At 68.3% G+C, this 12644-nt stretch carries 13 protein-coding genes and 1 pseudogene; 8 read left to right on the top strand and 6 right to left on the bottom strand.

Annotated elements, in window-relative coordinates:
- Position 1: 1 nt before the first annotated feature.
- Both ABGB19_RS20895 and ABGB19_RS20890 read right to left on the bottom strand, forming a co-directional pair.
- Positions 2-922, bottom strand: coding sequence for a ferritin-like domain-containing protein (locus ABGB19_RS20895; protein WP_347687908.1), 921 nt, complete (start codon positions 920-922; stop codon positions 2-4).
- Between the two features lie 9 nt (positions 923-931).
- Positions 932-1753 (bottom strand): SDR family NAD(P)-dependent oxidoreductase, encoded by an 822-nt coding sequence (locus ABGB19_RS20890; RefSeq protein WP_347687907.1) that lies wholly within the window; start codon positions 1751-1753, stop codon positions 932-934.
- Positions 1754-2026: 273 nt separating this feature from the next.
- Here ABGB19_RS20890 and ABGB19_RS20885 point away from each other — a divergent pair, with 273 nt between their 5' ends.
- Genes ABGB19_RS20885 through ABGB19_RS20875 form a run of 3 tightly spaced genes read left to right on the top strand, consistent with a single transcriptional unit; the run spans position 2027 to position 4573 of the window.
- Positions 2027-2710: a hypothetical protein gene (locus ABGB19_RS20885; protein WP_347687906.1), complete on the top strand. Its 684-nt coding sequence runs from the start codon at positions 2027-2029 to the stop codon at positions 2708-2710.
- A 33-nt stretch (positions 2711-2743) separates the two neighbouring features.
- Positions 2744-4303: a DNA polymerase Y family protein gene (locus ABGB19_RS20880; RefSeq protein ID WP_347688040.1), complete on the top strand. Its 1560-nt coding sequence runs from the start codon at positions 2744-2746 to the stop codon at positions 4301-4303.
- A gap of 39 nt (positions 4304-4342) precedes the next feature.
- On the top strand, positions 4343-4573 hold the full coding sequence (locus ABGB19_RS20875; RefSeq protein ID WP_347687905.1) for a DUF6480 family protein: 231 nt from the start codon (positions 4343-4345) through the stop codon (positions 4571-4573).
- 27 nt (positions 4574-4600) lie between these two features.
- Here ABGB19_RS20875 and ABGB19_RS20870 read toward each other — a convergent pair whose 3' ends face one another.
- On the bottom strand, positions 4601-5638 hold the full coding sequence (locus ABGB19_RS20870; protein ID WP_347687904.1) for a nucleoside hydrolase: 1038 nt from the start codon (positions 5636-5638) through the stop codon (positions 4601-4603).
- A gap of 42 nt (positions 5639-5680) precedes the next feature.
- Positions 5681-7687: an SDR family oxidoreductase gene (locus tag ABGB19_RS20865; RefSeq protein WP_347687903.1), complete on the bottom strand. Its 2007-nt coding sequence runs from the start codon at positions 7685-7687 to the stop codon at positions 5681-5683.
- 81 nt (positions 7688-7768) lie between these two features.
- Between ABGB19_RS20865 and ABGB19_RS20860 the strand changes: the two genes are divergently transcribed.
- Positions 7769-8638, top strand: a complete 870-nt coding sequence (locus ABGB19_RS20860) for a MaoC/PaaZ C-terminal domain-containing protein (RefSeq protein ID WP_347687902.1) — start codon at positions 7769-7771, stop codon at positions 8636-8638.
- Between the two features lie 45 nt (positions 8639-8683).
- Here the strand turns inward: ABGB19_RS20860 and ABGB19_RS20855 are convergent, their stop codons facing one another.
- Positions 8684-8860, bottom strand: a complete 177-nt coding sequence (locus tag ABGB19_RS20855) for a CsbD family protein (protein WP_347687901.1) — start codon at positions 8858-8860, stop codon at positions 8684-8686.
- 196 nt (positions 8861-9056) lie between these two features.
- Between ABGB19_RS20855 and ABGB19_RS20850 the strand changes: the two genes are divergently transcribed.
- Positions 9057-9293, top strand: a complete 237-nt coding sequence (locus ABGB19_RS20850; protein ID WP_347687900.1) for a hypothetical protein — start codon at positions 9057-9059, stop codon at positions 9291-9293.
- On the opposite strand, the pseudogene ABGB19_RS20845 reads toward ABGB19_RS20850, so the two are convergent.
- A pseudogene (locus ABGB19_RS20845) lies at positions 9290-10268 on the bottom strand (IS481 family transposase). The gene ABGB19_RS20850 and the pseudogene ABGB19_RS20845 sit on opposite strands and share 4 nt — an antisense overlap.
- A 193-nt stretch (positions 10269-10461) precedes the next feature.
- Here ABGB19_RS20845 and ABGB19_RS20840 point away from each other — a divergent pair.
- From ABGB19_RS20840 to ABGB19_RS20830, 3 genes are all read left to right on the top strand, one after another.
- Positions 10462-11349, top strand: a complete 888-nt coding sequence (locus ABGB19_RS20840; RefSeq protein ID WP_347687899.1) for a universal stress protein — start codon at positions 10462-10464, stop codon at positions 11347-11349.
- Positions 11350-11387: 38 nt separating this feature from the next.
- On the top strand, positions 11388-11612 hold the full coding sequence (locus ABGB19_RS20835; RefSeq protein ID WP_347687898.1) for a hypothetical protein: 225 nt from the start codon (positions 11388-11390) through the stop codon (positions 11610-11612).
- Between the two features lie 244 nt (positions 11613-11856).
- Positions 11857-12603 carry a class I SAM-dependent methyltransferase gene (locus ABGB19_RS20830; RefSeq protein WP_347687897.1) on the top strand — a complete coding sequence of 249 codons (747 nt, stop codon included), beginning with the start codon at positions 11857-11859 and terminating at the stop codon, positions 12601-12603.
- The last annotated feature ends 41 nt before the right edge of the window (positions 12604-12644 follow it).

The following is a 12644-nucleotide window of genomic DNA, read 5'->3' as shown; positions in this document are numbered from 1 at the left end:
GTCAGGCCGCCGGCTCGTGGGTGACCTCTTTGACCCAACTGGGCACCGACGGCAGCAGCGGCCGCGGGTACTGGTCCGACAGCCACACCATCGAGTTGGCAAGCAGGTGGTACGGATGGCGCGGGTTGGTGACCACGCCCGCGTAGCGCCGGAGGAACTGGTAGGTCGGCACGCGCCAGGTGGATTCACCGCGATCGCCGAGTTCCCTGAAGCGCTTCACCGCCCGGTACAGCCGCTCGGGTTCCATGCCCATCTCGACTATTTCGTTGCGGATCCGGTTGATCAGCGGTGCACCGATCAGCAGCCCGACGATCAGCCCCGGCGACGCCACGTTGCCGACCAGTTCGATGGCCAGTCGGCGCGTCTTCGCGTGGCCGATCATGTCGAGAACCTCGAAATCGACGACGAGATGCCGTGATTCGTCATTGTTGATCTTCTCGAAGACCTGATGGCAGACCGGGTCGTGCACTTCGTCGAGCAGGAACTTCAGCAGTGCGCCGTCGAGCGCGACCTCGAGCATGGGAATCACGGTGCCGAGCAATGACAGCGGCATGTCGTCGGCCCAGCGGTCCAACCACTCGATGGCCAACCGGATGTTGACATTCGGTTCGGGGACTTCGCCGTCGGTGAGCATGCCCCACCGCTTCATCAGCGCGAGTTCGGCGTTCGCGTGCCGCTGCTCCTCGGCGTGGAAGTAGCGGTAGATCTCGGCGATCGTCGGCGTCGGCGCCTTCCTGGCCAGCGCGGCGAACCCGCGCGCGCCGATGTTCTCGATCCAGCACAGGTCGGCCATGAAGGCCTTGAGCCTGGGGCGCTGCTCGTCGGTGATCATCTCCGCCCCCGGGGCCTCCCAGTCGATGTCGGCCAGCGCCCACTGCCGGTCCTTGATCTTGTCGAGCATTGCGTCCATGTCGATCGCCATCGCTGCCTCCTAGCTCGTGACGCGGGTGGTGAGGCCGACGGCGCGGGTGTACACCGTCGGGGTGAAACGCTTGATGCCCCAGCCGATCCGGGCATCGGGCTGCGGCATGCAGTACAGGCCGCCACGGTCGAGGGTGTCCAGGCACATGCGGGCCACCCGGTCGGCGGAGAAGCCGGTCCAGCGCATCAGCCGGCTCGCCAGTTGGGTGGACTTGTCCGAGATCCGGCCGGCCTCGACGATATTGGTCTTGACGAACGTCGGGCACAGCACGGTGACGTTCACGCCGGTGCCGCTCAGTTCGGCGGCCAGGGTCTCCGACAGCGACAGCACGCCGGCCTTGCTGACGTTGTAGGCCGCCATTCCCGGTGCGGCGCCGAAAGCGGCGGCGGACGCGACGTTGATGATTCCGCCGTAGTGCGCATCGCGCAGGATCGGCGCGAACACATGGCAGCCGTGGATGGGCCCCCACAGGTTGACGTCGAGCACCCAGTGCCAGTCGTCGAGGCCGGTCTCGCCGATCGGCAGACCGCCGGCACCCACTCCGGCGTTGTTGACAACCAACGTGGGCGGACCGCCGAACCACGTCTGCGCCTCGTCGGCCAGGGCCGTGACGTCGCCCAATCGTGAGACGTCACACCGCAGCGACATCGCCTGTCCGCCATCGGCATTGATCGCGTCGGCGGTGGCGCGGGCCGATACCTCGTCGACGTCGCTGCAGACGACCCGGCCACCGCGGCGGGCGAGTTCGCCGGCGAACGCGGCGCCGATTCCGCTGCCCGCGCCGGTGATGACGGCGGTTGCGTTGTGGCTGCGCTTGCGTCCGAAGATCATGCCTCACCCCGCAACCTGGTCGATACCGATGCCGTGCAACGACTGCGAGATGAACGCGGCGATCCGGCGCATGGCGGAGGCCGCTTCGGGCTCTTCGTTGAGCACGGCCTCAGTGCAGCACCCAATGGTGACATTTGTCAATGTCATCAATTGACAATGGCGTGGATTGGGTGACTCCCGCGCGCTTGACGCTGTCGGTGGGCGGGTGTTTACTCGGGGTATCGAACATATATTCGAATAGCCCGTGAGTCAGACGATGCAGGAGGTGCTGCTGTGACAGCAGCGGTCAACCTGGACCAGCGCCAGCTTACCCGCGCTGAGCAGGTCGAACACCTGCGTCGACAAATGGCCGCGGTGTCCGGCAAGGTGGGCGGCGGCCGGCGCGGGGCGGTGCCGTCGAACGACGAGCTGCCGGCCTCGGAAAGTTTGCTGCCGGTGCCCGAATCACTCGCTGAACTGCTACCTGCGCCGTTGCCGCGCGGGACCGTGGCGGTGGTGTCGGGTGCCCGGTCACTGCCGCTGAGCATGGTGGCGGCGGTGACGGCGCAGGGCGGGCACGCCGCGATCGTCGGGCAACCCGACGTCGGCCTGCTGGCGGCCGTGGAGATGGGCGCCGATCTGAGCCGGATCGCGGTCGTCCCCGAACCCGGCGCCGACCCGGTCGAGGTGGCGGCGGTGCTGATGGACGGTATGGACCTGGTCGTGCTCGGTCTGGGGGGACGCTCGGTGCCCGCCACCCGGGCTCGGGCGGTGGTGGCCAGGGCCCGGCAGAAGGGGTGCACCCTGCTGGTCACCGAGGGTGACTGGGAGGGCGCTTCCGCCCGGCTGGAGGCTCGGGTGTGCGGTTATGAGATCACCGGGCACGGCCGTCCGGGGTTCGGGCGGATCAGCCGGGTGCGGCTGGCCATGCGGGCCAGGGGGCGGTCCTTCGGTTCCGGGCGTGCAGTGGGCGGATGAGTGTCGCAGTCACGCGTGCTGGCCATCTGGTGCATGGACTGGCCCGCGGTCGCCGCGGCGGCCGCGGCGTACCTGCCGTCGACGGCCCCGGTCGCGGTGACGCTGGCCAATCGGGTCATCGCCTGTTCGGCGGCGGCCAGGTCGGTCGGGGTGCGCAGGGGGCTGCGCCGCCGCGAGGCGCAGGCCCGGTGTCCGGAACTGCACGTCGTCGCCGCCGACCCGGCACGTGATGCCCGCCATTTCGAAGACGTGACGCTGGCGGTGGACGATCTGGTGCCGCGTGCCGAGGTGCTGCGGCCGGGTCTGCTGGTGCTGCCGGTCCGGGGAGCGGCCCGCTACTTCGGGTCCGAGCAGGCCGCCGCTGAACGTCTGGTCGACGCGGTGGCCGCGGCCGGTGCCGAATGTCAGGTCGGCATCGCCGACCAGCTGCCCACCGCGGTCCTCGCCGCGCGGGCGGGGCGGATCGTCGAACCCGGGCAGGACGCCCGGTTCCTGGCGGCGCTGTCGATACGGCAACTGTCCACCGAGCCCAGCCTGGCCGCCCCCGGCCGCGATGATCTGGCGGACTTATTGTGGCGCATGGGAATTCGCAATATCGGTCAGTTCGCGGCGTTGTCGCGCAGCGATGTCGCCTCGCGGTTCGGGGCCGATGCAGTGGTGGCGCACCAGTTCGCCCGCGGGGAGCCGGCCCGGGGCCCGTCGGGCCGTGAACCCGAGCCGGAACTCGACGCCGTCATGGACTGTGACCCGCCGATCGACCGGGTGGACGCCGCCGCGTTCGCCGGGCGGTCGCTGGCGTCCGACCTGCACCGCAGCCTGGCGGCGGCCGGAGTGGGCTGCACCCGCCTGGCCATCCGCGCCACCACCGCCAACGGCGAAGAGCTGGAACGGGTTTGGCGGTGTGCCGAACCGCTGACCGAGGACGCCACCGCCGACCGGGTGCGGTGGCAACTCGACGGCTGGCTCAACAGGCGCAATCCCACCGACCGGCCCACCGCAGCCGTCACGGTGATCCGGCTGCGCCCGGTGGAGGTGGTCTCGGCCGAGGCGCTGCAGCTGCCACTGTGGGGCGGCGTTGGCGAAGAGGACCGGATGCGAGCCCGCCGTGCGCTGGTGCGCGTGCAGGGTCTGCTCGGACCGGAGGCGGTACAGGTGCCGGTGCTCAGCGGGGGCCGTGGACCCGCCGAACGCATCACGTTGACGCCGCTGGGCGACGAACCGGTGCCGCGGGCCGACCCGCGTCAGCCGTGGCCCGGCCGGCTGCCCGAACCGTCGCCGACGGTGCTGCTCGACGATCCGGTCGAGTTGTTCGACGCCGACGGCCGTCCGGTGCGGGTGACCGCCCGCGGGTTGTTCTCCGCCCACCCGTCGCGGCTGACCGGGTCCGGCAAGGTCGCCGGCGAGGGCAGGTTGGCAGGCAAATTGGCATGGTGGGCGGGGCCGTGGCCGGTCGACGAACGGTGGTGGGATCCCGACCACGCCAAGGTGGGGCGCACCGCAAGGGCACAGGTGCTGCTCGACGGCGAGGTGGGCCAGGCCCTGCTGCTGTGTTACCGGCAGAGGAGGTGGTACGTCGAGGGGATTTACGAGTAACCCTGAATAGTCGCCGAGCCACGGGGTATGCGCACACCGATGACCGCCATACCCCCGGATCCCGACCCGGCCGACACGCCCGGCCTCGAGCCCGGAGGCGGTGTGCCGCCCGGGTCGACGCCCCCCGACTCGTCGCAGACGGCCGGCGTGGGGGCCGTCGAACCCCGGCCCAGGAGCCGGATCACCCCCACGGCTGTGGTCAGCCTCGTCGCCATCGCGATCTTCGTGCTGCTCTTCCTGGCGGCCGCCGTGTGGGTGTTCGTCGGCTGACGGTGCAGGTTCGTCCGTCGGGCCGGGTCAGCCCAGCCGTCGCGCGAACGTGCCGACCCGACCGATGAAGCGCTCGAAGAACGCTTCGGGGTCGACCTGAACACCGATGAGCGCGTTCGGTTCTCGACCCCACCGGTGACTCCAGTCCGCGATGGTCATGCCGCGGGTCAGGGTGCCGGTCAGTTCGACGTCGACGGTGGTGGCGCGGCACCCGACGAGGTCGGGGTCCAGTGCCACCGCGGCGGCCAGCGGGTCGTGCAGGTGCGCGAGATAACCCTCGCCCTGGTCGAAGTGGAACTCGAAGTAGAACCGCATCGCGTCCTCGAGCGCGGCGATCAGCGGATTGGACGCCGACGACCGGGTGCCGCGGTCGTCGGCGACGCTCATCGACGTCGACGACGAACCGGCCTGGATCGCCAGCCGACGCAGCAGGGCCGGGGTCATCGCGATGTTCTCGGTCAGGTTGAGGCCCAGCACCATCGGCAGATGCCCGGGCCGCCCGTCGGGCCACGCCGACGACCATCCGGTGAACACCTCGGCGGCGGCTTCGGGGTCGACGCTGACGTTCCACTCGGCCACGGGGGTCGTGTTGCCGCGGTAATCGAAGGCGCCACCCATGATCACCAGTCGGCGCAGCAACGTCGGAAGGGCGGGCTCGCGGCGCATCGCGAGCGCCAGGTTGGTCAGGGGGCCTACGGCCACCGCGACCAGGTCGCCGGGATGCTCCCGTGCCGCGCGCACCCACGCTTCGGCGGCGTCGTAGAGGGTGAGCTGCCGGTCGGTCCGCGGCAGCCGCGCGTAGCCAAGGCCTTCGGGACCGTGGGTGTCCTCCGCGGTGCGCAACGGCGCGTTGACCGGTTGCTCGGAGCCCTTCGACACCGGCACGTCGGGCATCCGGCACAGGTCCAACAGAGCCAAGTTGTTGCGGCAGACCTGTTGGACGGGAACGTTTCCCGCCGTGGAGGCGATCCCGACGAGTTCGGCGTCCGCGCTGGCGAACAGGTACGCCAGCGCCATCGCGTCGTCGACACCGGTGTCGACGTCGATGAACACGGGCAGCGTCACGCGGACCACCCTAGGGAACCCCGGCCACCCCGCGCGCGGCACCTACCAGTGCACGCCCGGTACCAACCGCACCGCGGCCTTGACCCGTCGCGGCACCCGCAGCGTCGCTCCCATCCGGCGCGCGGGGCGCCTCGGGCGCCGCGGGGTGCGGGCCGCGGCGGGCTCGGTGGTCATGCCCCGCGCCGCGGCGGAGTCCGGATACCCGAGGTAGACCTGGTGCAGCACGCGCCGCGACAGCTTGGGAGTGAAGAAGATGCCGACGTCGGCCAGGGTCCCGACCGGGGTGTCGATGCGGGCGGGCTTCTCGACCAGGCCACGCACCACCATCGCGGCCGCGTGCTCGGCGCTGATCGGCGGCATGGGGTTGAGCCGACGCGACGGGGCGATCATCGGTGTCCTGACAAGCGGCATATGGATGTTGGTGAACGTGATGTGGTCCGAAAGGGTTTCGGTGCCGACCACGTCGGCGAACGCGTCCAGCGCGGCCTTGGTCGGCACGTAAGCGCTGTACTTGGGGCTGCTCGCCTGCACACCGGCGCTCGACACGTTCACGACATGACCGAATCGTCGCTCGCGCCAGTGGGGGAGTAGCGCGAGCACCATACGCACCGCGCCGAAGTAGTTGACCGCCATCACCCGTTCGTAGTCGTGCAGCCGGTCCGTCGAGGCGGCCACCGAGCGCCGGATCGACCGTCCGGCGTTGTTGACCAGGTAGTCGACGTGGCCGAACCGGCCCAGAATGTCCTTGACGGTGTGCTCGACCGACGTCGAGTCGGTGACGTCGCACGTGAACGCATGCGCCTGCCCGCCGGCCGCCCGGATCTCGGCGACCAGCTCGTCGAGCGCATCGGCGTTGCGCGCCAACGCGAACACGCATCCACCGCGCTCGGCGACCGCGATCGCCGACGCCCGCCCGATGCCGCTGGAGGCGCCGGTGATGATGACGTGCCTGCCCACCAGCGCGCCGGCCGGGTCGTCGCGCCGGGCGCGGTCCGGGTCGAGGTGCGCGGCCCAGTACCGCCACAGCACCGGGGCGTAGGAGGCGAACTCCGGCACGGATATGCCGGTGTGGCGCAGCGCTTCTGCGGTCCGTTCGGAGGTGAACGTCGGTGCGAGGTCCACCACGTCGAGGATCTCGGCGGGAATCCCCAACTGGGTGGCCGCCATGTTGCGCACCACCTTTGCGCGTCCACTGACCTTCAACAGCGGTGCCGCGGTGGCGCGCGGCAGCGAGCCCAGCAGCGGCGGCAGTCCGGCCGCCTTGGCCACGCCGCGGTAGATGCCGCGCAGCCCAATGGTTTTCGGCGCAGTGAGGTGGAACGTATCGCCATCGCGGTCCGGCAGGTGCATGAGCGCGACGAGCGCCTCCACGACGTAGTCGACCGGAACGATGTTGGTCCGGCCGCTGTCGGGCAACGCCATCGGTGTGATCGACGGCAGCTTGGCCAGCTTGGCCAGGATGGGGAAGAAGTAATAGGGGCCGTCGACCTTGTCCATTTCGCCGGTCCGCGAGTCGCCGACGACGACGGCGGGCCGGTACACGCGGAACCGCAGGCCCTTCGCGGCGCGCACCAGTGCCTCGGCCTCGAACTTGGTCTGGTGGTACGGCGTCGGCAACTCCTGGCCGACGTCGAAGTCGTCCTCGGTGAACTCGCCGCGGTGGCTGCCCGCCACGGCGATCGACGACACGTGGTGCAACGTCGCGTCGAGGCGGCGCGCCAGGCCGATCACCGCTCGGGTGCCGTCGACGTTGGCGGCGCGCTGGTCGGCGTCGGATGCGGTGATGTCGTAGACGGCGCCGCAGTGGACGAGGTGGTCGACGTCGCCCAGACCGCCGAGCACGTCGTCCGTCAACCCGAGGTCTGGCGCGGTCAGGTCACCGACCAGCGGCTTCGCCCGCTCACCCCAGTCCGCCGCCAGCCGTTCGAACCGGGACAGGGAGGCGCGGCGGACCAGAACCAGCACCTCGGCGTCGGTGGCGCGCGCCAGGAGTTGCGACACCACCCGCCGGCCGATGAACCCGGTACCGCCGGTAACGACATAGCGCATGCGAGCCATCGTGGCCCCCGGCGCGGTAAAGGTCAATGGCGTCTCGCGGAGCGGTTGTCGTCCGGCGGATATCGTTCGGGTATGGCCCTCGACCCCAACGCCATCGGCGCCAAGACCGACCCGCAGCTGTTCGACTGGACCGACCGCGACACCCTGCTCTATGCGCTGGGCGTCGGCGCCGGCATCGACGATCTTCAGTTCACCACCGAGAACAGCCACGACATCGAGCAGCAGGTGCTGCCCACCTACGCGGTGATCGCGTGCCTGCCGTTCGCGGCCGCGGCCAAGATCGGCACCTTCAACTTCGCGATGCTCCTGCACGGATCGCAGGGCATCCGCCTCTACGAGCCGCTGCCGCCCGCGGGCAAGCTCAGCGTCGTCGCCGAGGTCGCCGACATCCAGGACAAGGGCGAGGGCAAGAACGCGATCGTCATGCTGAAGGCGACCGGAAGCAATCCGGAGACGTCGAAGGTGGTCGTCGAAACCTTCACCACGGCCGTCATCCGCGGCGAGGGCGGCTTCGGCGGGCAGCCAGGGCAGCGGCCCGTCGCACCCGAAATCCCCGACCGCGAACCCGATGCGCGGATCGCGTTGCCGACGCGCGAGGACCAGGCCTTGATCTACCGGCTCTCGGGTGACCGCAACCCGCTGCACAGCGACCCCTGGTTCGCTCGGGAACTGGCCGGTTTCCCGAAGCCGATCCTGCACGGGCTGTGCACCTACGGGGTCGCCGGACGCGCTCTGGTCGCCGAACTCGGCGGCGGCGACGCCACCAAGGTCACCGCGATCGACGCCCGGTTCACCTCGCCGGTGTTCCCGGGCGAGACGCTGACGACGTGGATCTGGCGCACGGAGTCCGGGCGCGCCGTGTTCCGCACCGAGGCTTGCGATCCGGACGGCGCCAACTCGCGTCTGGTGCTCGAAGACGGTGCCGCCGAGTACCGCGACTGATTGGCGGTGCGTCGGTGTCCGACCGGGCGTGGGAAAGTTAGCGGCCTACTTCTTCTTGAAGGCGTCCTTGGCCTTCTCACCGGCTCCTTTGAGGTCCGACTTCGTCTGGTCGCCCCTGCCCTTGTTCTCGATGGTTCTGTCACCGGTGAATCTGCCGAAGGCTGTCTTCACCTTGCCGAGGAGGCCTTGCGCCTGGTTCCTGGCCTTGTCTGCACCGCTCATAACACTTCTCCTTTGCACCCGAACCGCCGGCAGCTGAGCCGTCGGTCGGGACACGTGCCGGGTACCTCGTGAGCGATCGGACGAAACGTCTCTACGGCGCGCCGTACGCCTGCGAGCCGGCGCCTCCATTGCCGTCCTGCCACCCACGCCGCCCCGTCGGCGTAGCGTGACAAACAGCATGCTGAGGAGGTAGGGCATGAGTCGGAACATGTCGACCGTGATCGGTGCGCCGTTCTTTGTCGTCGGGGCGATAGGTATGGCGGTTTGGCTCTGGGTCAAGCGGAAACAATTGGTGGTTGCGGCGGCTAAAGCGGTGCCGGGACAGGCATCTGCGGCGGCCCGAGATGAGGTCTCTGGTGTAGCGAATGCGGTACCGGAGCAGTCATCGACCGTAGTCGACGCCATACCGAAGCAGTCGCCGTCGGAGCACTAGGTGTTCTTCACGGGCAGGTTGTGAACGCGTAGGCGTTCGATGGGTGTCTTTCCGTCGATGCCGGTGTGGGGTCGGTGGTGATTGTAGTGATGCAGCCAGCCCTTGTAGGTCGCTGAGCGGGCTTCATCGGAGAAGTAGGTGTCGGCGTAGGCCCATTCCTGGTTGAGGGTGCGGTTGAATCGCTCCACTTTCCCGTTGGTCTGGGGACGATAAGGTCTGGTCTTCTTGTGAGCGATTTCGGATCCGAGGGCAGATGCGAAAAGCCCTGACCGATAACACGATCCGTTATCGGTCAGCACGCGCTTGACGGTGATGCCGTGGTCGGCGAAGAAGGTCTGGGCCCGGCTCCAGAACGCCGCAGCGGTCTGTTTACGTTCATCGTCGAGGATCTCCGAATACGCCAACCGGGAGTGGTCGTCAACCGCGTGGTGCAAGAAGGCATAACCACGGCCGTGTTTTTTTGTTGTTGCGGTTTCCGAGCGTGCGGCCCAGTTTGCGGTGCCCACCACCGTCGGGGATGCGGCCCAGCTTCTTGATGTCCACATGAACCAGGTCTCCGGGGGCAGGATGCTCGTAACGGCGGGGTTTGGGCCGGCGCACCGGCAGCCCGCTGGCCTGGTCAAGGTGGCGCAGCAGCGGCATCCGGTAGCGGCGCAGCACCGCCTCGACGGTGGAACGAGGCAGGCGCAGATGCGCGGCGATGCGGTGCGGGCCCCAGCGGCGGGTGAAGCGCACTTTGACAATCCGGCGCTCCCGGCGTTGAGCAAGGCGTCGCGGACTGCGGTGCGGGCGACTGGAGCGATCTGCCATCGCAGCTTCGCCGCCGTCGCGGTAGCGATCCGCCCACTTCTTGGCCGTCGCGGTCGAACACTGGAACCGCTCAGCGGCCCGCGCATAGGTCCAGCCGCCGTCGACAATGGCCGACGCGAGCCGCAACCGGCCCTTGGGAGTCAAACAGGCATTAGCGTGGGACATGAGGACCTTTCGGTGTCGATGTGCGTGTGGTAACCACACCGATACCGGAGGTCCTCACCTACTTTGCGTCAGCCACGCCGTTCACAACCTGTCCAGGAGTTACAACTAGGCGGTTCGATCGGGCCTCCCGGTCCACGACTGAATTGAGGCGATCCGCCGGTGTCCGCGGCCGCCAGTTGACAGGATGACCGCTATGCGGCTTGTCGTGGGTTACCTGGCCACCCCCGGGGGTGCCGATGCGCTGGCGCTCGGCGTCCGCTTGGCCCGAACGCTCGGCGCCGAACTCGATTTGTGCATCATCCTTCCGCCCGACCGGGTGATTCCATCGCTGAAGCCCGTCGGCGACTACGAGCAGCATCTGGTCGAGCAGGCCGAGGAGTGGTTGGCGACCGCGTGTGCGTCCGTGCCCGACGACGTCGTCGTCCGCAGCCACGTCCGGTTCGACGACTCGTCGGCCGACGGACTCATCAAGGAGACGGCGCGGGTCGAGGGCGACTTGATCGTCGTCGGCGGATCGGGCGGCGGGCTGGCGGGCAGCCATTCGCTGGGCTCGGTGGTCAACGAGTTGTTGCACTCGGCACCCGTTCCGGTCGTCGTGGCGCCGAGGGGCATTCGCGACTCCGCGATCGATCGGGTCCGCGAGGTGACGTGCGCGATCGGCGAGCGCGAAGGCGCGGATCTGCTGCTGGACACGGCGGTTCGGTTCAGCGCGGCGACGGGCACTCCGCTGCGGCTGGTATCGCTCGTCGCGCTGGACCCGGTGTTCGGAACGCTTCGCGGCGACGACGAAGCGGTACGCGAACGTGCCCTCGATCATGCCCGGCATACCGTGGAGACTGCGAAAAGCGCTCTTGCCGAAGGCTTTCCGGTCGGGTCGATGATCGCTGCAGGCAGTAGCGTCGAGGAGGCGGTCGCCAAACTGGACTGGCACGACGGTGATCTCATCATGGTGGGATCGAGCCGGTTGAGCGCGCCGCGGCGGTTGTTCCTGGGATCGACGGCCGCGAAGATGCTGCGAGTGTTGGACATCCCGATGGTCGTGGTGCCGCGCGATCAGCTCGGCACCCAAGATCTGCCCTGAGCTGTCGCAGTCAGCCGTCGTTAGAAGGGTGGGGGTCGGTGGCGTTCGTCGGCGTGGGGTTGGTTGTGTCGGCGTTCGTCGTTGATGGCTCTTTGCCGGTTTTGGGTGCGGGTTTGTTTGCGGCGCGGCATTTTCAAGCATCGGACGGTGTCGTCGGGCAGTTCGACGGTGTCATCGATGACGACCGGTGCGGTGGGCCGGCACAGGGTCGGGAACAGGAGTCGGCTGCCCGGATGGGTGGTGTATCGCTGCCCGTTTGGTGAGATCCAGTCGACGGTGCCGTCGCGATGTTGTCGGTCCCGCCAGCCCCAGAACGTTTTGAACAAGTGATGGCATCGAATGGCCGAAGAACATTCAAAGGCGCTGGACACGGCCTGGCCATAAGGCACTGCTCAGGTTTTAGAGCCAGGCGCGACCTCCTTAGCTTGCGGTCAGTGTGGCTTTCACCGAGTCCACTTAGAACGACGAACGTGTTCCGTGACGTCACTTGCGACGTAGCATTGCGCGGTGAGTTTTGTCGTCCCGCCAGAGGCCTATGCCCGTTACATGGGCCGTTATGCCGAGCCTCTTGCGGCGGTCTTTGCGTCATTTGCCGGGGTCGGCGTGGGCGACAAGGTGCTTGACGTCGGCTGTGGACCAGGTGCCCTAACGGCGCACTTGCGTTCGGCCGGAGCCGAGGTCGCGGCGGTCGATCCTTCACCGCCGTTCATCGATGCGATCCGTATGCGCTTGCCAGACGTCGACGTGCGTCGAGGTACTGCGGAGGAACTGCCGTACGACACTGCCGACTTCGACGCTGCTCTCGCGCAGTTGGTGGTCCACTTCATGACGGATCCAGTCGCCGGACTCAGACAGATGGCGAGAGTGACCCGGCGTGGCGGTGTTGTCGCGGCATGCGTATGGGACGGGCCGACCGGCGCACTGGCACCGTTTTGGGATGCGGTCCACATGATCGACCCTGACGTTGAGGATGAATCGCTACTCTCCGGGGCGCGCAGGGGGCACCTGACCGAACTATTCGACGCTGCTGGCCTGCGCGATGTGCAAGAAGGTTCCATCGCGATCGATGTTGTGCACCCCACTTTTGAGGAGTGGTGGGAGCCGTACACATATGGTGTAGGTCCTGCCGGTGACTACGTCCAGCGACTCGATGACGATGCTCGCGCACGTCTCGAATCAGTGGCTCGCGAAAGTCTGGGTAGTGGGCCGTTCACCGTCACCGCTACCGCGTGGGCCGCCCGCGGGACGGTGTAAGTACACCGTGGTCGAATCGCGATCCAACTAAAATCAACCGT

Origin of the sequence: Mycobacterium sp. B14F4, from assembly GCF_039871645.1 — a bacterium.
Classification (GTDB): Bacteria; Actinomycetota; Actinomycetes; order Mycobacteriales; family Mycobacteriaceae; genus Mycobacterium.
This window is presented reverse-complemented; position numbering and strand designations above follow the sequence as displayed.

Coding starts and splice junctions, on each gene's coding strand:
- ABGB19_RS20895 (WP_347687908.1), bottom strand. CDS start 922: ATGGCGATCGACATGGACGCAATGCTCGACAAGATCAAGGACCGGCAG.
- ABGB19_RS20890 (WP_347687907.1), bottom strand. CDS start 1,753: ATGATCTTCGGACGCAAGCGCAGCCACAACGCAACCGCCGTCATCACC.
- ABGB19_RS20880 (WP_347688040.1), top strand. CDS start 2,744: ATGGACTGGCCCGCGGTCGCCGCGGCGGCCGCGGCGTACCTGCCGTCG.
- ABGB19_RS20875 (WP_347687905.1), top strand. CDS start 4,343: ATGACCGCCATACCCCCGGATCCCGACCCGGCCGACACGCCCGGCCTC.
- ABGB19_RS20865 (WP_347687903.1), bottom strand. CDS start 7,687: ATGCGCTATGTCGTTACCGGCGGTACCGGGTTCATCGGCCGGCGGGTG.
- ABGB19_RS20860 (WP_347687902.1), top strand. CDS start 7,769: ATGGCCCTCGACCCCAACGCCATCGGCGCCAAGACCGACCCGCAGCTG.
- ABGB19_RS20855 (WP_347687901.1), bottom strand. CDS start 8,860: ATGAGCGGTGCAGACAAGGCCAGGAACCAGGCGCAAGGCCTCCTCGGC.
- ABGB19_RS20850 (WP_347687900.1), top strand. CDS start 9,057: ATGAGTCGGAACATGTCGACCGTGATCGGTGCGCCGTTCTTTGTCGTC.
- ABGB19_RS20840 (WP_347687899.1), top strand. CDS start 10,462: ATGCGGCTTGTCGTGGGTTACCTGGCCACCCCCGGGGGTGCCGATGCG.